17 protein-coding genes and 2 pseudogenes are annotated in these 20,608 nt (G+C 64.5%); 8 read left to right on the forward strand and 11 right to left on the reverse strand.

What is annotated here, in order from left to right:
- Together QOH60_RS21550 and QOH60_RS21555 are read left to right on the forward strand one after the other, a co-directional pair.
- Positions 1-170: pseudogene (locus QOH60_RS21550) on the forward strand (acyl dehydratase); the annotation flags it as partial.
- The gene (locus tag QOH60_RS21555) at positions 167-592 is read left to right on the forward strand and encodes a MaoC/PaaZ C-terminal domain-containing protein (protein WP_526423904.1); all 426 of its coding nucleotides are present in this window, start codon (positions 167-169) and stop codon (positions 590-592) included. The pseudogene QOH60_RS21550 and the gene QOH60_RS21555, both read left to right, overlap by 4 nt.
- On the opposite strand, the gene QOH60_RS21560 is transcribed toward QOH60_RS21555, so the two are convergent.
- On the reverse strand, positions 589-2,049 hold the full coding sequence (locus QOH60_RS21560; protein ID WP_526423905.1) for an aldehyde dehydrogenase: 1,461 nt from the start codon (positions 2,047-2,049) through the stop codon (positions 589-591). The two genes, QOH60_RS21555 and QOH60_RS21560, sit on opposite strands and share 4 nt — an antisense overlap.
- An 85-nt stretch (positions 2,050-2,134) precedes the next feature.
- Here QOH60_RS21560 and QOH60_RS21565 point away from each other — a divergent pair, with 85 nt between their 5' ends.
- Positions 2,135-3,493, forward strand: a complete 1,359-nt coding sequence (locus QOH60_RS21565; RefSeq protein WP_526423906.1) for a lipocalin-like domain-containing protein — start codon at positions 2,135-2,137, stop codon at positions 3,491-3,493.
- Between the two features lie 203 nt (positions 3,494-3,696).
- Here QOH60_RS21565 and QOH60_RS21570 read toward each other — a convergent pair whose 3' ends face one another.
- The 9 genes and pseudogenes from QOH60_RS21570 to QOH60_RS21610 form a co-directional block, all read right to left on the reverse strand.
- A complete protein-coding gene (locus QOH60_RS21570) occupies positions 3,697-4,827 on the reverse strand; it encodes an aromatic ring-hydroxylating oxygenase subunit alpha (protein WP_526423907.1) in 1,131 nt (376 codons plus the stop codon).
- Between the two features lie 40 nt (positions 4,828-4,867).
- A complete protein-coding gene (locus QOH60_RS21575) occupies positions 4,868-5,485 on the reverse strand; it encodes a TetR/AcrR family transcriptional regulator (RefSeq protein ID WP_526423908.1) in 618 nt (205 codons plus the stop codon).
- A gap of 4 nt (positions 5,486-5,489) precedes the next feature.
- Positions 5,490-6,656, reverse strand: coding sequence for a thiolase family protein (locus QOH60_RS21580; RefSeq protein ID WP_526423909.1), 1,167 nt, complete (start codon positions 6,654-6,656; stop codon positions 5,490-5,492).
- Positions 6,653-7,102: a MaoC family dehydratase gene (locus QOH60_RS21585; RefSeq protein ID WP_526423910.1), complete on the reverse strand. Its 450-nt coding sequence runs from the start codon at positions 7,100-7,102 to the stop codon at positions 6,653-6,655. The genes QOH60_RS21580 and QOH60_RS21585 overlap by 4 nt, the downstream gene beginning before the upstream one ends.
- On the reverse strand, positions 7,102-8,220 hold the full coding sequence (locus tag QOH60_RS21590; RefSeq protein ID WP_526423911.1) for an acyl-CoA dehydrogenase family protein: 1,119 nt from the start codon (positions 8,218-8,220) through the stop codon (positions 7,102-7,104). The genes QOH60_RS21585 and QOH60_RS21590 overlap by 1 nt, the downstream gene beginning before the upstream one ends.
- 13 nt (positions 8,221-8,233) lie before the next feature.
- The gene (locus tag QOH60_RS21595) at positions 8,234-8,644 is read right to left on the reverse strand and encodes a Zn-ribbon domain-containing OB-fold protein (RefSeq protein ID WP_526423912.1); all 411 of its coding nucleotides are present in this window, start codon (positions 8,642-8,644) and stop codon (positions 8,234-8,236) included.
- Positions 8,645-8,757: 113 nt separating this feature from the next.
- Positions 8,758-9,288: pseudogene (locus tag QOH60_RS21600) on the reverse strand (FAS1-like dehydratase domain-containing protein); the annotation flags it as partial.
- On the reverse strand, positions 9,285-10,481 hold the full coding sequence (locus QOH60_RS21605; RefSeq protein WP_526423913.1) for an acyl-CoA dehydrogenase family protein: 1,197 nt from the start codon (positions 10,479-10,481) through the stop codon (positions 9,285-9,287). The pseudogene QOH60_RS21600 and the gene QOH60_RS21605, both read right to left, overlap by 4 nt.
- A 3-nt stretch (positions 10,482-10,484) precedes the next feature.
- Positions 10,485-11,702 (reverse strand): cytochrome P450, encoded by a 1,218-nt coding sequence (locus tag QOH60_RS21610; protein WP_526423914.1) that lies wholly within the window; start codon positions 11,700-11,702, stop codon positions 10,485-10,487.
- A gap of 201 nt (positions 11,703-11,903) precedes the next feature.
- Here QOH60_RS21610 and QOH60_RS21615 point away from each other — a divergent pair, with 201 nt between their 5' ends.
- Genes QOH60_RS21615 through QOH60_RS21625 form a run of 3 tightly spaced genes read left to right on the forward strand, consistent with a single transcriptional unit; the run spans position 11,904 to position 16,124 of the window.
- Positions 11,904-13,364 (forward strand): aldehyde dehydrogenase family protein, encoded by a 1,461-nt coding sequence (locus QOH60_RS21615; protein WP_526423915.1) that lies wholly within the window; start codon positions 11,904-11,906, stop codon positions 13,362-13,364.
- A complete protein-coding gene (locus QOH60_RS21620; RefSeq protein ID WP_526423916.1) occupies positions 13,361-15,706 on the forward strand; it encodes a CaiB/BaiF CoA transferase family protein in 2,346 nt (781 codons plus the stop codon). The genes QOH60_RS21615 and QOH60_RS21620 overlap by 4 nt, the downstream gene beginning before the upstream one ends.
- A gap of 10 nt (positions 15,707-15,716) precedes the next feature.
- Positions 15,717-16,124, forward strand: coding sequence for a DUF4267 domain-containing protein (locus QOH60_RS21625; protein WP_526423917.1), 408 nt, complete (start codon positions 15,717-15,719; stop codon positions 16,122-16,124).
- Positions 16,125-16,171: 47 nt separating this feature from the next.
- Here the strand turns inward: QOH60_RS21625 and QOH60_RS21630 are convergent, their stop codons facing one another.
- Positions 16,172-19,051 (reverse strand): MMPL/RND family transporter, encoded by a 2,880-nt coding sequence (locus QOH60_RS21630; RefSeq protein WP_526423918.1) that lies wholly within the window; start codon positions 19,049-19,051, stop codon positions 16,172-16,174.
- A 252-nt stretch (positions 19,052-19,303) separates the two neighbouring features.
- Here QOH60_RS21630 and QOH60_RS21635 point away from each other — a divergent pair, with 252 nt between their 5' ends.
- Both QOH60_RS21635 and QOH60_RS21640 read left to right on the forward strand, forming a co-directional pair.
- Positions 19,304-20,032: a hypothetical protein gene (locus QOH60_RS21635; protein WP_526423919.1), complete on the forward strand. Its 729-nt coding sequence runs from the start codon at positions 19,304-19,306 to the stop codon at positions 20,030-20,032.
- A 41-nt stretch (positions 20,033-20,073) separates the two neighbouring features.
- Positions 20,074-20,409 (forward strand): hypothetical protein, encoded by a 336-nt coding sequence (locus QOH60_RS21640; RefSeq protein ID WP_526423920.1) that lies wholly within the window; start codon positions 20,074-20,076, stop codon positions 20,407-20,409.
- The last annotated feature ends 199 nt before the right edge of the window (positions 20,410-20,608 follow it).

A 20,608-nucleotide genomic window follows, 5' to 3' on the forward strand; every position in this document is an offset into this window, starting at 1 on the left:
ACAGGCTCAACGTCGTCGAGGAAGTTGTTTCCGTGTCACCGGAGAAGACAACCCGCCTCGGCGTCGGCCATTTCGTCGAGACCTGCGACAACTTCCACCGCGACGACGGCATGCTCGTCGCGACCAACCGGAACACGCTGTTCCGCTTCTCGCCTGTCGCGCAGCCATGACATGGGACGAGATCGCTGTGCCGATCGACCTGCCGGATGTCGTGGACGAGATCAGCTACCAGCGCGTCGTGATGAACGCGGCGACCACGTGGGACTACTTCCCGGGCCACTTCGACCCCGCCTACACGCAAAGCCAAGGGCACCCAACGATTTTCGTGAACACGATGCATATCGCCGGGTTCATCGACAAGGTGGCAACGGACTGGGCCGGACCGTGCAGCCGGCTGGTGCGGCGCAAGATGCGGCTCCTCGGCTCCATCTACGCCGGGGATTCGATGGTGGGGCGCGCCCGCGTCACCGACAAGCGGTGCGACACATCCGGTCTGCAGCCGCGATATCTCGTCGACCTCGAAGTTGACGTCTACAACCAGCGCGACGAGTTGTGCTGCCCGGCCGAGGTAACGCTGGAGTGGCGCGACTAGGCAGGCAGCGGGGGGAGTTTGCCTGCGCTGACGGTGGTTTGGATCTCGACGAACTCAGCCAGCCCTTCATCACCGAACTCGCGCCCGATGCCTGACTGCTTGAACCCGCCGAACGGGGCGGTGGTGTCGAGTGTGTACATGTTGATTCCGTAGGTGCCGGTACGCACCTGGGCCGCGATCTCCAGCCCGTGGGCGACGTCGGCGGTCCACACCGAGCCCGCGAGCCCGTAGTCGCTGTCGTTCGCGATACGCAACGCGTCGCGCTCGTCGATGTACTTGAGCACGGTCAGCACTGGACCGAAGATCTCCTCGCGGGCGATCTTCATCTCGTTGGTCGCATCGGTGAACAGCGTCGGCTTGACGTACCACCCACGGTCGTAAGGCTTTTCGGTGCCGCCGACGACGATACGCGCGCCCTCGTCGAGCCCGGCCTCGATGTAGCCCTGCACCCGCTGCTGCTGACGTTGGGCGACAAGGGGGCCGACGTCGGTGGCCTCGTCGGCAGGGTCTCCCACCGCAAGGTTCGACATCATGTCGGCGAGCGCATCCACGACTTCGTCGTGGCGCTTCTCGCTGACGAGGATCCGTGTCTGGGCGACGCACGCTTGCCCGTTGTTCATCAGGCTCGCCATCTTCAGGCTGTCGACCGTCTTCGCGACGTCGGCGTCGTCGAGGATGATCGCCGCCGACTTGCCGCCGAGTTCGAGGCTGACGCGCTTGAGTTGTTCGCCGCAGATGGCGGCGATGCGGCGGCCGGTTGCCGACGAGCCGGTGAACGAGACCTTGTCGATGCCGGGATGACGTACCAGGGCCTCGCCGGTCTCGCGCCCGCCGGGGATGATCGACACCACGCCCTCGGGAAGGTCGACCTCTTCGAGCATTTCGGCCAGCCACAACGCATCCAGTGGCGTCTCCGGTGCAGGCTTGACCACGACCGTGCATCCCGCGATCAGTGCCGGGATCAGCTTGGGCATGATCAGGAACTGCGGGACATTCCACGGCACGATCGCGCCGACGACTCCGACCGGGGCGCGGCGGATGTGAACGTCGCCGAATAGGCCCTGACGTCTTTCGGCCCAGGGAAACTCACGCGCGGTCACCATCGAGAGATGGATCTGCGCAAGGGCTCCCGCCCCTTGCCCGAGCCTGCTGAACGCGCGCGTGCTGCCCATTTCGGCGGTGATCAGGTCGGCTATCGCGTCGACGTCGCCGGAATAGACTCCCGCGAGCTTCTCGATCTTTTCGATCCGCTCGAGCGGTGACAGGCGAGGCCACGGGCCGCTGTCGAAAGCCTGGCGGGCGGCCGTGACTGCTTTGTCGACGTCCTCGGGCATCGCCTCTGGCGTTTCGCCGATTGGCTCTTCGGTATGGGGTGAGATCACAGTCAGCCGCTGGCCGGTGGCTGGCTTCTGCCAGCGACCCCCGATGTAAAGCTGGTCGTATTCAAGCGATCTCATTCGATAGCCTCCTCGCGGCAGACACCGCCTGTGGTGCGGCTAAAGTTGCTATTACTGTAAACATAGCAAGAAAGGCAGGGTCACCGTGGACCAGCCCCAATCGAGCGATTGGCGTCGATACCCGTTCGAACTCGTGCCGGGCGAAGACTCGCAGTTCGTGTTTCCCGCTGCCGAGGGCGAGCACCCGGACTGCGAGTCGGATACGTGGTTCATCGCCGGTGAGCTGGCCGCTGAGGACAGCGGCCGTAAGTTCGCGTTCCTGACGATCTTCAACAAGAACCGCATCGCAGGCAGGTTCGTCGCCGACTTCTACACGCTGGCCCTGTTCGACCTCGACAAGGGCATGTACGGAACGTTCACGGAGTACGACGTGCCGCCGGACAACATGCGCCCCGATGCTGTGAACAAGATGTCGATGACGGACGGCTACCTCGACATCGGCTTCGCGTGCCGGGAAGGCGACGCAACGTGGCAGGCGTCTCGCGACGAGGATGGTCAGCTGATCCCCTACACCTATGATGCGGTTCTCGTCGGCCGCGACCAGGGCGGCGTGCCAATGGAACTGCGCCTGCACGTGACACCCACGCGCGAGCCGGTGGCACTCGGCGCGTCGGCCTACGACGGGAAGTTCCGGTGCTACGGCCAGGACGACACCTACTCGTACTTTCAGACCCGGATGCGGATGGAGGGCACGCTGCGGTGGGGGGACATCGAGGAGACAGTCACCGGCGACGCCGGGCACGTCGACCGGCAGTGGTTTCCTAAGTACGCCGCGGCCGGTGGCCCCGGCGGCGACCCGCGTTCGTGTTCGCACGAGTGGCGCACGATCAACCTCGACAACGGCGTCGACCTCAGCATCTGGCGCCAGTTCGACCGCCCGAACCGCAATGCGCTGCAACCCTTCTCAGGTGCGACCACCAGCGAGTCCGGCGAGGCTCCCGAATGCGCCGAGGACATCGAGGTCAGCGTCTACTGCTACGTGCGGTGGCCGGAGTCGATCGAGACGCTCGTTCCGCCGCCGACCGTGGCGCGGTGGATGCCCGACCGGCATCGACTCACGTCGCGTTCGTTGGATCTCGACCTCACAGGCGAGCCGCTGGTGCCCGCCCCTGCCCATGGGCTGCCGATCGACTACATGGAGGGCCCGTATCGGTACCGGGGGACGCTGCGGGGCAAGCCGGTGAGCGGATTCGCCTTCTACGAAAGAACTCTCGCGATGCACAGGGATTGGGAGTTGGTCGACGTGCTTGCGTCCGAGGACGCTTCCCTTGCGGAGGGTGTGCGGCCGCTGATCGACGCCGGCCGTGCCGCGGAGGCCATCGAGTATCTCGGTGAGGCGGAGGCTTCGAGTCCGGTGGCTGCAAACGTCGTCGATGACCTGGTGACCGCGCTGAGGACTTCGCATCCACTCGAGTCACAGGCGTCACTCGCCGGAGACGAGTGACGAAGTGCCCGTATCTTAGCGACAGCGACGCTTTGGCTAACCTCGCCGAATTCTGCACCGGGGCTGTGAAATCGCCTGCGGCACAACCATCGTGCAGAAATCGCGGAGGCAGACGGCGGCAGGAGGAGCACGGCGGCCGCCGCTCACCTCGTTTGTCGCTAAGATACGGGCACAGCGACGCACGGTCCCGCCGCGCGGCGCGGTCAGATCGCCGAAGCCCATGCCGCGTGGCGGTGCTGCAGCCCGGGCTCGTTCCGGCCGAAGACCAGATGCTCGCGAACACCTGACTCCAGGTTGGCCTGCAATCCTGCGACGAGCCGGTAATCCTCATCGCGCACCGTCGAATGCGCGTACTCGAACACCGCCTGCGCGCCCGCGGCCATCGCATCGTCGCTGATGTCGCTCTGCGTCGAGTTCTGATGCACGGTCACCGATCGACCGGGCACATCGCCCGGATACACCCTGAACAACTCGCCGTTGGCGATCGTCGCCGAGATCACGATGTTGGGGAACAGCGCGTAGATGACCACCATGTTCTGCAGCGGCTCCCACTGCTCCTCAGGAACACCCTCGAGATCGCAGATCCCGTTGAGCGGGAACACCAACCGGTGATGTGGACCAAACGCGTCGAAGGCCGTGCAATTGCTCCGCGCGATGGTGGCGAACGTGTTCCTGTGCACCGTCGCGAAGTGGTAGTTCTCGGCGAAGGTGTCGATCGCCAGTTTCCAGTTGATCGGCGAGTCCAACACCTTCTCACCGAGCGGAGCCCAATGCCCGATGCCCCACGACTCGAGTTCGTCGGCGAGCGGCCCGAGGTGTGCCGCCACGTCCAAAATCGCGTCAGCGTCCAGTGACATCCAGAGAAAACCGGCGCACTCCGTAGCCGGCAGCGCCATCAAATGCGTTGAGCGAGCGCGTGCTTCGGGAAATCCCTCCTTGCCGGGTACTCCGATCAGGTTGCCCTCCAAGTCGTACGTCCACGCGTGGTACGGACACGCGAGCCGGCGCGCCGAGCCGCAACCCGATGCGATCCTCGACTGGCGGTGCAGACAGATGTTGTCGAAAGCCTTCACGGACCCGTCGGCGACTCTGGTCAGAAGGATCGAGCGGCCCATCACCGTCTTCGTGCAGTACGTTCCTGGCTTCGGCAGTTCGGATGCGTAGCCCACGAGTTGGGGACTCCTGGCCACCATGGCCTTGTCGAGCGCGAACCGCTCAGCCGACGTGTAGTCCGTTGCCGCGACGGTGTACTCCGCCGGCATGAGGTCTGTCGTCTTGTCCCGGGCGAGTTTCAACCCGCGGCGAGTGAGGTCGATCAGAAGGTCGCGGTCCATCCTTGGTCCTCCGGCACGAAGGCCTGCTGTATCGCTGTTTTTATAATGATACCGTGCGCCGGGACAACCCACTGCGGTCGGGGGCGAACCCGCGCACCACGTGCGCACGCACGAACTCCGCAACGACCTCGTCGTCGTCCATGTCGATCATCGAAGACGGCGTGCTGAACAGCGAGAACAACATGCGCGCGAACCACTCTCCGGCGAACGGGACGTCGAGGTCCTTGCGCACCTCGCCGGTCAGTTTCGCCGCGGCCAGATGCGGTGCCAGAAACTCCGCGCACTCCCGTAGCAGCACCGCGGCGTTCTTGGTGAGCAACACGCTGACTTCGTCCTCATCGAAATACTTCTCAGGTTCGACGAACCGCCGCGCCCTCGTCACGAACACCGCGGCGAGCGTCAGCTTCTCCTCCAGCGAGGTGCCGCGATCCATCGCCTTGGCCATCTGCCGGTAGAACCGCTGCGACGCGTGTTCGGCCGAGGCTTCGACGATCTCCGCCTTGTCACGGAAGTACTCGTAGATCGTGCTGCGCGAAACGTTGGCCACCCGCGCGATGTCGACGATCGTCGTCTTGTTCAGCCCCTGCCTGCGGAAGCAGGCGAACGCGGACTCGATGATGAGTTCGCGGGTGTCGGTCGCAGCGGTCTGCACGGTCATGGCATCAGTTGTCAGGCGAGAGGATGAGCGCGCTCGTCGGTACCCCGGTTCCGGACGTGACCAAGGTGTTCTCGACGTTTTCGACCTGGTTGTACGACGTGCCGCGGATCTGGCGGACACCCTCGGTGATGCCGTTCATGCCGTGGATGTACGCCTCGCCCAGCAGACCACCCTGGGTGTTGATGGGCAGGACGCCTCCGAGCGAGAGGTTCTCGACCGTCGCGAAGTCCTTCGCCTCGCCCCGGCCGCAGAACCCGAGCTCCTCGAGTTGGGCGAACACGAACGGGGTGAAGTGGTCGTAGAGGAACGCGGTCTGGATATCCGTGGGCTTGAGACCCGAGTCGCGCCAGAGCTTTTCGGCGACGACTCCCATCTCGGGTAGGCCGGTGATGTCGTTGCGGTAGTAGCTCGTCATCATCTCGCCGTCGGCTGCTGCGCCCTGCACCGCGGCGGTGATCACCGCGGGTGGCTTGGCGAGATCGCGGGCCCGCTCGACGGTGGTGACGAGGACGGCCACTCCGCCGTCACTCTCCTGGCAGCAATCCAGAAGTCGCAGAACGGGTTCGATCACCCACCTCGACTTCTGGTGGTCCTCGATCGTGATCGGCCGTTCGTAGAACCATGCATCGGGGTTTCGGGCCGCATGAGCGCGGTCAACCACCGAGATCGCCCCGAAGTCTTTATTGGTGACCCCGTACGTCGACATGTAACGCTGGGCGTGCAGCGCCACCCACGACGCAGGCGTCATCAACCCGAACGGCGCATAGTTCGCCATGAAAAGTGGTGTCGCGCCGGCCTCCCGGCCCGATCCACCGAACCTGAACCCGGATCGTTCGTTGAACGCGCGATAGCAGACGACGGCGTTGGCGACGCCCGTGGCGACTGCCATCGCGGCCTGCACCACGGTGCCTGCTGCGGCTCCGCCTCCGTGGTGCACGCGGCTGAAGAACGTGAGGTCGCCGATCCCGACGCTACGGGCGATGTCGATCCCATCGCTGGAATCCATCGTGAACGTGACCATGCCGTCGACGTCGCTGGGTTGCAGCCCGGCGTCATCGATTGCGGCTTTGACTGCCTCACAGGCGAGTTGGAGTTCGCTGCGGCCGGATTCCTTGGAGAACTCGGTCTGGCCGATGCCCGCGATCGCGGCCTTGCCGCCGAGCGAACTCACTTGACCTCGAGAAGACTCAGCGTCGCGGTACCCGACACATGGTCCCCGAGGCTGTTGGTGCCCTTGAATGCGACCTCGACGAAGCCCTCACCGTCGTCGCCTTCGGACTTGCCGGTGACTGTGCCTGTGAATCGCATGGGGTCGTTCGGGAAGGACGGCACGCCCAACCGGATCGACAGCTTCCTCAGCATTGCTTCCGGGCCTGCCCAGTCGGTGAGGAATCGCGTGCACAGCCCGTTGGTGGTGAGGATGTTCATGAACATGTTGGGCGACCCCTGCTTCTTCGCGAACTCGGGATCGTGGTGTACCGGCATGAAGTCACGTGAGGCGATCGCACCCGCGACGATCACCGTTGCGGTTACTGGGATCTCGAGAGGCGTGACCTCGTCGCCGACGTTGATGTCGCGCCAGGCCAGTGTCTCGGTGCGAGATTTGGTGGTGGTCATCAGTCTTGCCTTTCTGCATATGCCACGCCGAGCCGCGCCAACTGCGTGGAGGCGGGACCAAGGGCAAGCTCGTTGTGCTTGGCCCACAAGAAATAACGAAACAACGGATAAGTCGTGTCGATGCCGATGCCGCCGTGCACCTGCTGCGCGGTCGCGGCGACCCGGGCCCCGGCTTCGGCGGCCCAGAACTTCGCAATTGCGGCCGCCCGCTCCGTCGGCTTGTTCTCGGCGAGCATCCAGGCGGCCTGCCACATCGTCCAGCGGATCGCCTCGACGTCGATGAACGCATCGGCCATCCGCTGCTGCACGGCCTGGAAACTGCCGATCGGCCGTCCGAACTGCTCGCGTTCGGTGGTGTACTTGGCCGCGATGCGCAACGCGCGCTCGGTGACGCCGAGTTGGACCGCGCACAGCCCGACGAGTGCGCGCGCGTACAGCGACGCAATCACCTCACCGCCAATGCCGGGGAGCAGATCCTCACCGGAAACGACTGCGCCGTCGAGGAATACGTCGGCGTAGGGCTCGCCGCTGGTGGTTGTGACGGGACGAACATCGACGCCCGGTGCGGACATGTCGAGAATGAACACCCCACGCTCACCGTCATCGGTGGAAGCAGGGACCAGCATCGTGTGGGCGAGCTGAGCTGCCGGCACCAATTCCTTTGTCCCGTCGAGCCGCCAAGCCTCGCCGTCGCGGCGTGCGGTGGTCGCGGGTGCGGTCGGATCGGAGCGCCCGGGCTCGGTGAGTCCCGCGGTGAGCAAGCGGTCGCCGCTGACGACCTCGGGGAGGAACCGCTGCTGCTGAGCATCGTCGCCGTGCCTGGCGATGGTGTCGGCGCCCAGCAGAAGCGTGGCGTATACCGGCACCGGCGCGACGCTCCATCCCACCTCAGTCAACAGCAAGGCAAGCTCGAGAAAACCATGGCCGCTGCCACCGGCCTTCTCGGACAACGCGATTCCGAGAAGATCGGCGCTCGCAAGCTCGCCCCACAGCGCGGCGTCATAGCGAGTCTCTCCGGCTTCCAGCTCGGTGAGACGTTCCGGTGTGGCGCGGTGTTCGAACAGCTGTCGCGCGACCTTGGCGATGGCCTCTTGCTCTTCGGTGAACGTGAAATCCATACCCGTGCCTCGCCTACTTGGCCGGTCGGAACTGGTGCAGCACAAGGTCTTTCTTGTCGAGGGTGTCGAACGTCTCGTAGAACACCTCGACGGGCATGCCGACTTCGACGTCGTCGGGAGCAATCTCGCAGAGATTCGACACCAACCGCACGCCTTCGTTGAGCTCGATCAGCGCGACGATGTAGGGGTACTCCATCAGTGGCATCGGCGGGTGCTGCGGCATCACATAGCTATAGACCGTGCCGCGACCCGACGATTCGACCGTGTCCCATTCGAGCGAGTTGCACGACGGGCACATCGGCCGCGCCGGCTGACGCAACTCCTGACATCCCTTGCAGCGCTGGATCAGTAGCTTGTGTTCGCGCAGCCCGTTCCAGAAGAACTCGGTGTCCGGGCTGGTCGCCGGGGCCAGTCGGGTCGCCATCACTCTGAGCCCTCTGCTCTTCGCGCAGGCGGCTCATCGCTGCTTTCTGCTCTTCGCGCGAGCGGCTCATCGCTGCCCTCTGCTCTTCGCGCAAGCGGCTCATCGCTGTTCGCCTTGAACCGGAACACCCGGAACCGTTGCTTGCCAAGCACTTCGCCGTACTGGTCGGTGTAGGTGGACACCCAGGTGATGAAATGGCCAGTGCCAAGCGAAGTCGTCTTCTCGTCAGAGATCTCCTCGAACTCCTGCGTCACTGAGATGACGTCGCCCAGGCGCGGATAGCGTTCGATCTCGAACTCCGAATTGGTCGCGACGATTCCGGTGAACCCGGCTTCTTCGATGAACGCCGACGGGTTGTGCTTCATCACCATGGGCACGCCACCGCGTTCGGCGATGCCCTCGATCTTGGGAGCGGGCATCGTCCACGTTTGGAGCATGACCGGCGGGGACACGATGCCGCCGAACCTCGACTTCTCTGCGAACTCGGGGTCGAGGTAGACGGGGTTCATGTCGTCGAGTGCATAAGCCCAATGCCGGATCATCGGCTGGTTCACCGGATCCGGCGCGACAGTGGGCTTGCCGGAACCGGTTGGTTTCCCGATCAGGGCGTCGAGCTTTTCACGGAATTCGCTCTTGTCTGTCACGCGGTATTCCCATTCTGTTGCCGAAGGTCACGTGGTGCACGCGGCATGAAAAGCCCTGCCATTGCAATGATGTCGCGCTGAAGCTCGTTGGCGCCCCCGCCGAACGTGTTGATCACCGCCGTACGGTACGCCCATTCCAGGGCGCCGCGCAGCGGTGCGTCCTCGCCCTTGCGGACGCCGGCACGGTCTAGCACCTCGAGCAATTCGCGGGCCACCTGCTGAGTCAGCTCCGTGCCGAACACCTTGACCGCGGAGGCCTCGCCCATCCCGAGTGCGCCCTTGCTCATCGCGGCGTTGACACGCACATTCATGATCTTGTACGCGGCGACCTGGGCTTCGACGCGGGCCAGCGCCAGCTGCACCCACGGCTGGTCGATGACGCGGCCGTCGTCGAGTTCGGTTGTCTGCGCCCAGCGCAACGTCTTGTCGAACAAGGGCTCAATGGCGCCGAGATTCCCCAACGCGGCGCGCTCGAAGTTCAGCTGCGTCGTGATGAGCTTCCAGCCCTCGTTCTCGCCGGCGACGATCGCACTGGCCGGGACGCGCACGTCGTCGTAGAAGGTGTAGAACGTCGTGACACCCGGCATCGTGTTCAACGGCTTCCACGAGAACCCCGGCGACGACGTCGGCACGATGAATATCGAAATGCCTTTGTGTTTCTTGGCCGTCGGGTCGGTGCGCGCAGCCAGCCAGACGTAGTCGGCGAAGGCCGCGCCACTGGTGAACATCTTCTGCCCGTTGATCACATAGTCGTCGCCGTCGCGCACCGCGGTGGTGCGCACCGAGGCCAGATCGCTACCCGCTCCCGGCTCTGAGTATCCGATCGCGAACTCCACAGTGCCCGCCAGGATCGCGGGCAGGAACTTCTGCTTCTGCTCCTCCGTGCCGAACTCCACCAGCGTGGGCCCGACGGTATTGAGTGTGACGAGCGGGATGGGTACGTTGACGCGTCGAGCCTCGTCGAAGAAGATGAACTGCTCGAGGGCCGAGAAGCCCCGCCCGCCATACTCTTTGGGCCAGCCGACGCCGAGCAGGTTCGCCTCCCCGAGCGCGCGCAGGCACTCCCTGACCTCCGGGCCGCCCTCCATGCGGTCGGCCACCGCGGCGATGCGCTCGGGCGTCATCACAGCCTCCAGCGAGGCACGGATCTCTTTACGGAGCTGCACCTGTTCGGGCGTGAAGTCCAAATACACTGCTCAACTCCCCGTGCTCGATGGTCGCTCGGACAAGCCTCGCTCCGTCCCAAGCCGCACGGGCATTCGTTTCACGCCGGGCACCATCGTCGCCCGCATCCGGTCGACGTCGCCGGTGAGTTCGAGCTTCGGATAGCGGCCGAGAAGCACCTCGAAGAGCACGCAGGCTTCCAGCCGTGCCAGCTGCGAACCGACGCACGAGTGCTCGCCGCAGCCGAACGCGATGTGCGGGTTGGGATGGCGGGTGACCTTGAAATCCTCGGCGTCACTGCCGAAAATGTCCTCGTCGCGGTTGGCCGAACCGTAGAGCATGACGATCGTGTCGCCTTCGGCGATCTTCTGTCCCCGGATCTCGGTGTCAGCCGTCGCCGTGCGGGCCATGTGGGTCACCGGGCTGGTCCACCGCAGCATCTCCTCGACGGCCGAGGGAATCAGCGTCGGGTCCTTGACGAGCTTGCGGCATTCCTCCGGATGTTCGATCAAAGCCAGCGTTCCAAGCGCGATCAGGTTGCGCGTGGTCTCATTCCCTGCCACAAGAAGGAGAAACGAGAAGTTGAGCAGATCTTCGTCGGTGAGTCTCTGGCCGTCGATCTCTGCCACGGACAGCACGGACAGCATGTCGTCCTGTGCATGTGCGCGGCGTGCGGCGATGAGTTGCAGGAAGTACTCGTAGAGTTCGCCGATCGCCAGGAGGGGGTCGAGTTCGATTTCCGGGTCCGCGTTGCCGGTGCACGCGTCCGACCATCTCCGGAATTGCTCCCAATCGTCGGGCGGCGCGCCCAGCAGCTCGGCGATCATCCGGGTGGGCAGCGGAGCGGCAACGTCCTCCGCGAACTCGAGAGTGGAGTCCGGCCCGACATCGGCGAGTAGCCGGTAGACGATCTCGCGGATCTTCGGCTCCAGGATTGCTACCCGTCGCTTGGTAAAGCCTGTGTTGACCAACTTCCGCAGCTGCCGATGCCGCGGTGGATCCGTGAAGATCAGGTTTCCCTCCTGCACGGGTTCGACCAGCAGCGCGGGGTCGGGGATCGTGATCCCCTTCGTCGAGGTGAACAGCGCCGGATTGCCGGACACGTGGCGAATGTCCTCGTACTTCAGCAGCGCCCAGAAGTTGGTGACGTCGTTCCAATACACCGGCGCCGTGGCCCGCAGTTCCTTGTACGCCGGGTAGGGATCACCGATGAAGAAGTCAGGGGAGTGGAGAGGGACAGTTGTGTGCACGCGGTGACTCCCTCGGTAGAGCGCGATATCGGACAGATGACAGCAATCTGTTCGACGACCTCTGTGTTTACTTGATCGGGGCAACGGTGTCAATACTGGCTGATCTTGTTATCTACCAGGTCCGTTCGGTACCCGTGATTGACTCGGCTAGTCCGACAGGTGTACACCATGTGTTGACCGCTGACCTCGTGAGGAGCCACGATGGCCGACCCGCGCCCACTCGTCGACACCTACTCGCTCTATATCGACGGCCGATGGGTCGAACCGCAGGGCACCTACGACGACATCTCGCCGGCCACCGAGCAGACGATCGGTGCGGCCCCCGACGCCAGCCTCGCAGACGTCGACGCCGCGATCGGCGCGGCGCGGCGTGCATTCGACACCGGACCGTGGGGCGCGGCAGCGCCTGACGAGCGGGCGCGGTGCCTCAACCAGCTGGGCACCGCGCTGCTGGAGCATGCCGACGACTTCTTCGCGTTGTCACAGCAGGAATGGGGCTGCATCGGCAACGAGCGGTTGATCCAGGTCGACGGACCCGCGTTCATGGCCATGCATGCCGGCGAACTCGCCGCGCAGCTCACCGATCAGCTGATCGACGCCTTCGGAGCGGCAGGCAACACGCTGCTGTGCCACGAGCCGCTGGGCGTCGTGTCGATTCTGACGCCATGGAACTTTCCGCACAGCATCAACGTGATGAAGGTGGGCAACTCGCTGGCCGCGGGTAACACCGTGGTGCTCAAGCCATCCCCGCTGTCACCGCTCGCCGCCCTTGCGCTTGCGCGAATCATCGACGAGCACACCGACATTCCGCCCGGTGTGGTCAACGTCGTGACGCCGAGCGGCCTCGAGGCCAGCAAGCTGCTGACCACCGATCCGCGGATCGACATGGTCAGCTTCACGGGAAGTTCGGCGGTGGGCAGGGAGGTGATGGCCGCCGCCGGCGGCACGATGAAGCGGATCCTGCTCGAGTGCGGCGGAAAGTCAGCGGGCATCTTCCTCGACGACGTCGACGTGACCGACGAACTGCTGCAACGGTTCCTGTTCGACGGGTGCTCGATGCACGCGGGTCAGGCCTGCATTCTGCAGAGCCGCATGCTGCTGCCGGAGCGTCTTCACGACGAGGTCGTCGATCGGCTCGTCGAACTCGCGCGGGCCATAAAGGTTGGCGACCCGACCGATCCCGACGTGCAGATGGGTCCGCTTATTAGTGGCGCGCAACGGGACAGGGTGGAAGCGCACGTGTCAGCGGCGCTGACCGACGGGGCGAAGCTTGCGACAGGCGGCGGCCGCCCCGCCGGCCTCGAGAAGGGTTTCTACGTCGAGCCGACGATCCTGACCGACGTCACACCTGACGCGCGAATCGCTCAGGAGGAGGTGTTCGGACCAGTGCTGACGGTGATGCGGTACCGCGACGACGACGACGCGGTGGCGATCGCGAACAATTCGCAGTACGGGCTGTCGGGCGCGGTGTGGGGCACCGACGTGGACCGCGCGGTCGCCGTCGCACGCCGGGTCCGGACCGGCCAGATCTCCGTAAACGGCTTCATCCCAGGCGATTCGCCATTCGGTGGATTCAAGCAGAGCGGCCTGGGCCGAGAAGGCGGGGGATTGCCCGGCCTGTATCAATACATGGAAACGAAGGCCATCGGATTTCCGGCGTGATGGGCCCGCTGGAAGGACTGCGCGTCGTCGAGTGCGCGAACGACATCGCCGGCCCTTACTGCACCAAGCTGCTCGTCGATCTCGGCGCCGATGTCATCAAGGTCGAACCACCGTCTGGAGACTCGCTGCGCCGCTGGGGCCCGTTCCCCGGCGGTGTCGCCGACCCCGAGCGCTCCGGCATGTTCGAGTACCTCAATGCCGGAAAACATGGGGCGACAATCGATCTCGATATCGACAGCTCGCCGGCAGGGAAGCTGATCGCGAACTCCCACTTGCTTGTCGACGGCCTGCCGCCGGGCACCCTCGACCGGGTTGGGCTTGATGTACCGACACTGGAGAAGCTGCGCCCCGGCCTCGTCGTCGTGCGCATCTCGGACTTCGGACAACAGGGCCCGTCACGTGATCGTGAGGCGACCCCTCTGACCGTGCAGGCGGCGTCGGGCTGGGTCAACAACCGGGATCCCGACAAACCTCCGGTGCAGGCGGGCGCGAGAATCTCCGAATATGTTGCGGGCGGCTACGCGGCGCTGGGCGCGCTCACCGCGCTAAGAGCGTTGCCCTGCAACGCGTCTCACGTGACTGAGGTCGATGTGTCGGTGCTCGAGTCGCTGCTCGGCACACTGCCTTACCCGATGCTGATGGCCGAGAAGATGCGCGGTCGCGGGCTGCCGGCCACCACCAGGTCGGCTCCGATGATGGGCATCGTCCGGGCCGCCGACGGCTGGGTCGGGATCAACTGCCTGACCGGCCAGCACTGGTTGGACGTGTGCGCGATGCTAGGACTGCCGGAGTACGCCGACCAGCAGATCGCGATCATGCTGGGCGGTCCCGAGCGGGCGGAGTTCTTCGAGAAGGCCCAGCCGTGGCTGTCGGAGCGCACGGTGGCCGAGATCGTCGATTTGGCTCAGGCAATGCGAATTCCGACCACCCCGGTCAACGACGGATCCACCGTCATGGACTCCGCGCAGTACCGGGACCGCCGGTTCTTCGTGGACGCGGCCACCGAGAACTGGTCATTCCGACGGCCCGGCACCCCTTTCCGACTGTCGAAAACGCCTGCAGCGCCTGTCAAGCCGGCTCCGCGTCTCAACTGGCCTGCAACACCCGTTGTAGCAGAATCGGATTCAGAAAGATTCGCAACTGACGGCGACCCGACGATGCCGTTCGCCGACGTGAAGGTCCTGGATCTGTCGACGTTCTGGGCCGGCGCATACCTCACCTGCTACCTCGGGGCGTTCGGTGCCGAGATCGTGAAAGTCGAATCGATACAGCGGCCGGACGGCCACCGCTACTCGGGCGCGTGGGCCCACGAGGGTGACCGGTGGTACGAGCGCAGCGCGATGTGGCAGGGCACCAACCTCAACAAACGTGACATCACACTGGATCTCACGTCCGATCAGGGTCGCGCCCTGGTCCGTCGGCTCGTTGCCGAGGCAGACGTCGTCGTGGAGAACTTCTCACCGCGCGTGATCGAACATTTCGGGCTGGACTACGACTCGCTGGTGGAACTGCGGCCCGACGTAATCCTGGTCCGCATGCCCGGATTCGGCCTGCAGGGTCCGTGGCGCGACTACGTCGGGTGGGCGCTCAACTTCGAGCAGACCTCGGGTATAGCCGCGGTGACGGGGTACGCCGACGGCCCGCCGTGCAATCTGCAAGGACCCGCCGACCCCATCGTCGGCGTGCACGCCGGGGTGGCGCTGATCGCCGCGCTGCAGCACCGACGACGCACCGGCGAGGGACAACTCATCGAGATCGCGCAGATCGAGGTCACCGCCTCCGTCGCCGCCGAACCGGTGATCGAGTACTCCATGAACGGTGTCGTCACACCCCGAGAGGGCAACCGGCGGCGGGGCTGCGCCCAAGGTGTGTACCCGACCGCCGTCGAGGGTGCGTGGGTGGCAATCTCCGTCCGCGACGACACCGACTCGGTGCGCCTAGCGGCGACGATCGGGTGTGCCGATCTACCGAGCGCGCACGATGAGTTCGACGACGCGGTCGGCGAGTGGACGCGAACCCGCACTCCCGAGCAAATCGTCGAAGTGCTTGGTGCGCAGCATATCCCGGCCGAGCGGGTCCTGACCGCCGACCGTATGTACGGCATTGCACAGCTCGACGCGCGCGGGTATTACCAATCACTCGAGCACCCGATCACCGGCGTGCACCGCTACCCGGGCTGGCCGTTCCGCATCACCCCGGGGCCCGCGCTGCACCACCGGTTCGCGCCGCCGACGCTCGGACAGCACAACGACGAGGTGCTTTCGAGGCTGGGCCTGGGCAGCGACGAGCTGGCGTCCCTGCGCGAGCGACGGGTGATCGGCGACACCGCGCTCAATGCGTAGGCTGCGGGTCATGCCGATTGACCGTGCCGCGCTGATCGCGGGCAGCGTCCGCCTCGCTTCGGGTATCTCATTCCTCGTCGACCCGCTTCGCGCGAACCGCCTGTGGGGTGAGCCAGATGACCCTGGCCCGTCGGCGCGGCTGCTGCTGCGCTCGATGGGATACCGCGACGCTCTCATCGGCGGCCTGCTGTTGTCAGCAGGGTTGCGCGGCAAGGACACTCGCGGATGGTTTCTGGCTTCCGGCGGCGCCGACGCGGCCGACTTCGTCGGCGGGATGAGCGTGCACCACGATCTCACGCCGGGCCAGCGCGTCATCGGCCTCGGGGGCGCCATCGTCGGCATCGCGGTCGGCGTCTGGGGTGCGACCCGCCGCCGTTCCGAAGCTAGTTCGTCACCGAGACGGAAGCCAGTGTCGTAAACCGGCCGAAATCACTACATGGAATTCCGTTTCGCGGAAGACGCGAGCTAGGCGTCGACCGCTTCCTGCGGCTTTTCCTTCGGCACTGGCCACGGCGACCGTGGCGGCCGCTCCCGGATCCTCTGCGGCCACCAGAACCACCGGCCGAGCAGCGCCGCGATGGACGGCGTCATGAAGGCGCGAATCACCAAGGTGTCGAACAACAATCCGAGGCCGATCGTGGTGCCGATCTGTGCGACGACGACCATCTGGCTGACTGCCATCGACATCATCGTGAAGGCGAACACGAGGCCTGCGGCTGTCACGACGGACCCGCTGCCGCCCATCGCGCGGATGATGCCTGTCTTGATGCCGGCGTGGATCTCCTCTTTCATCCGGGCCACCAACAGCAGGTTGTAGTCGGCGCCCACCGCCAACAGGATGATGACCGCCATCGCCATCACCATGAACTGCAGATCGATGCCCAGCAGGTGCTGCCAGACCAGAACGGAGACACCGAAGGACGCGCCCAGCGATAAGACGACGGTGCCGACGATGGTGGCGGCCGCGACGATGCTGCGGGTGATGAGCAGCATGATGATGAAGATCAGGGTGAGAGCGGAGACGCCGGCGATCAGCAAGTCGTATTTGTTGCCGTCCTGCATGTCTTTGAAGATCGACGCGGTGCCACCGATGTAGACCCTCGAGCCCTCAAGAGGGGTGCCCTTTATCGCGTCGAAGACTGCGCCCTTGATCTGGTCGATGCGTTCGATGCCGCCTGCGGACAGCGGGTCCTTCTCGTGGGAGATGATGAAGCGGACCGCCTTGCCGTCCGGCGAAATGAAGCTCTTCACGCCGCGTTTGAAGTCGGCATTGTCGAAGATCTCCGGCGGCACGTAGAACGTGTCGTCGTTGTGTGAGTTGTTGAAGGCCTCACCCATCGCGGATTGGTTCTGGCTCATGGCGTTCTGCTGATCCTGCATGCCCCCTTGCGTCTGCTTCATCGTGAGCATCATGTCGCGCGCGCTGGTCATGGTGCCGATCGTCTCCCGCGTCGTCGCCAGCAGTTCGGGCATCAGCGCGTCAAGTCGCTGCAAGTCGGGGATCAGAGCTTGGATGTCGTCGGTCATCAGGTCGACGCCGTCGAGCGTGTCGAACACCGACCGAATCGACCAGCAGACTGGGATGTCGAAGCAGTGCGATTCCCAGTAGAAGTAATTACGGATCGGGCGGAGGAAATCATCGAAATCCGATATGTGGTCGCGCAAATCAGCGACGTCGGCCGCCGTATAGGCGACCTTGCCGACCATGCTGTGGGTGATCCCGTTGAGTTGTTCCATCAGCGCGATCATCCGGTTCATGTTGTCGATCGTCTTCTGCATCTCGTCGGCCTGCACCAGCATGTCGTTCATGCGGTCTTGCTGGTAGGTGCGGTTCATTCGCTGGAACGTGCCGCCCATGCTCATCTGCGCCGGAATCGTGCTGTACTTCAAGGGTTTACCGTCGGGCCGGGTGATCGCCTGGACCCTGCCGATGCCGGGAACCTTGAACACGGACTTGGCGATCCGTTCGATCACGAGGAAGTCTGCCGAGTTACGCAAGTCGTGATCCGTTTCGACAAGCAGCAATTCGGGATTCATGCGGGAGACCGGGAAATGCCGCTCGGCGGCCGCGAATCCCTCATTCGCAGGCAGATCCGCGGGCAGATACTTTCGGTCGTTGTAGTTGGGTTGGTAGCCCGGAAGTGTGAGCAGGCCGACGAGGGCGAGCATGATCGTGGCGAGCAGGATCATGCCGGGCCACCGGACGATCGCGGCGCCCATCTTCCGCCAACCGCGAATGCGCATGGCGCGCTTGGGTTCCAGCAGTCCGAAGCGGCTTGCCACGGTGATGATCGCGGAGCCCAGAGTCAGCGCGACGAGTACCGCGACCACCATGCCGACCGCAAGTGGGACGCCCAGCGTCTGGAAGTAGGGCAGCCTTGTGAACGACAGGCAGAAGGTCGCGCCCGCGATCGTCATTCCCGAGGCCAGCACCACATGCGCGGTGCCGTTGAACATCGTGTGGAAGGCCGATTCCTTGTCCTCGCCCACCGAGCGGGCTTCTTGATAGCGCCCGACGAGGAAGATCGCGTAGTCGGTGGTCGCGGCGATCGCCAATGTGACCAGTAGTTGGGTCGCGAACGTCGACAGTCCGATCAGGTTGTAATACCCCAGGAAAGCGACCACCCCGCGGGTCACCGACAGGCCCAACACCACCATGCCAAGCACGATGACGACGGTGATGATCGATCTGTAGAAGAACAGCAGCATGATGACGATGACGGCGATCGTCACGATCTCGATGACCTGGACGCTGCGGTTGCCCGCGATCTGCTGGTCGGCCTGCAGCGCCGATCCGCCGGTGACGAAGACCTTGATCCCCGGCGGGGGTGAGAGGCCCTTGACGAGGTTCTGAACCGCCTTGATCGAGTCGTTGGCCCGTTCTTCGCCCATGTTGCCGGTGAGGTACACCTGCACATACGCGGCCTTGCCGTCCGCGCTCTGCGCACCGGCGCGCGTCAAGGTGTCGCCCCAGAAATCCTGGACGTGTTCGACGTTGGCTGTGTCGGCTCGCAGCTTCTTGACCATGTCTTCGTAGAAGAAGTGCGCGTCGTCGCCGAGGGGCTGGTCGCCCTCCAGCACGATCATGGCGTTGTTGTCGGAGTCGTACTCCTGGAACGTCTTGCCCACGCGGGTCATCGCGGCGATCGACGGCGCCTCTTTGGGGGACATCGACACGGCCCGCATCTGCCCGACGACCTCGAGCTGCGGCACGGCGACATTCAGCGTGACGAGGATCGCGATCCAGCCGAGAATGATCGGTACCGCGAGCCGGCGGATCCATACCGCCAGGGCCGAGCGCCTCTGCAAGGGAGGTGCATCGGGGTCGATCGTCGGAGCGCTCACGCAACTGCCTTCCACCCCGACCAGCGAGTTTCGCCGACGACGCGCCCGTTTGGCACCGGCGAAGCTCCCTCCCTACTCGTTAGCTCGTCTAGTCTGCCAGAGCTGGGCAATGTGCGGAGGCCTCCGCCTCGAGGATGGGCCAGTGATGGCGTATCGACAATTCCACGCGGCGCTTGTCGGGAGAGAGTTTAATGATCGTCCACAGGGACTAAGAAGCTCATCGCAAGGACCTGCGTCAGATGCCGACACATAGTGCGCGAGAATCGATGGAAGCCTGGTCCCGACTCGACGACGGTCCGCATTGTCGTTGTCGTCCTGGTGTGGGCCGCCTACGCCGTTCTGATCATTAATCTGAATTCCCTTGACATCGGCCATCCGAGTGCCACCGCGATTTGGATTGCATGCCTGATGGGGATGATCGCGACGCTGTGCGCGGTCCTGGCCAATGAGCGCGAATCCGGGCAGATTGACCGCATCACCTACGGCATGGCGTTGCGAACCGGCAAGCTGCCGGTGGAAATCGAGCCCGATGTATGGCGACGCCGGCTTAGGCGGGGACGTCTGTCGAATTGGCTTGCGTGGCTGGCGGGTTGCACTTTCGTTGGGTTCGGACTTGCGTCAAGCGTCGGAAGTCGAACGGCTTATCACGAAGCGTTTACGGCAGTGTTCTCGTTGCTTGCACTGTCGGGTTTCGTCATGGGCATTCGCAGCCAGGCCCGGCTGGGACAACTGGAGGACGAAGTGAAGCGGCGCAAGCGACGACTCGGCGCAGCCGCCACGGGAAGGAGAGAAGGCGCAACTGCGGCCGACAAGCATTACGAGGCCATGTTCCAAATGCCGCTGGCGCAGCCCATGGCGACCGATGTCGTGATCGGCTTCATCATCGCCTTCCTGCCGCTCTTGGTCGCCAATCTCGATTTACTCTCGGCCGTCACTCGCGAACTGCAACACTCGGATGGGCCGCGCTTGTCGCGGCACTGATGGGCGTTGCGATCGCTGCGGCCGAGTCGAGGGATCCGCTGATGGCTGGGCGCGCTGACCAGTTGGAGCCGCTGATGGCCTATCGGGGGGCGTTGCGCACCGGCGTGCTACCCCCGCACATCGAACCTGATCTGTGGCGCGGATGGCTACGACGCAGCCGCAGGCTGTTCGCGCCAGAATTGTTGTGGCCGTGCTACTTAGTCGCGGTTGGACTGTCGGCGATCCTCGTACATCAATCGGTCTACCGATGGGCGATCGCGGCGTTGTTCGAGCTGTCGGCGACTCTGATTCTGTTCCGGTGGTGGGCGTCCCGTCAGCGACTTGTTCAGTTGGAAGCGGAGGTCCACGAATACGAAGTCCGGGAGATGTGGGGATAGCAGTGCCGAGTCGTTCGTCGACGCTGTATCGCTAGCTCGTCGAGGCCGGATCCCGCCTGAAGACGGGGCAGCGGCCAGCCAGCGCCTCGAATTCATCGGGCGTTCCTTGCTCGACCATCCCTGCGCGCTTATAGAACCCGACGCCGGCGGGGACTTCCGTCGGGAGTGCCCGCAGCACCGGCCCGATCAGTTGTACCGA

The sequence above is a fragment of the Mycobacterium sp. genome (assembly GCF_032159765.1).
In the GTDB taxonomy this organism is placed as follows: Bacteria; Actinomycetota; Actinomycetes; order Mycobacteriales; family Mycobacteriaceae; genus Mycobacterium.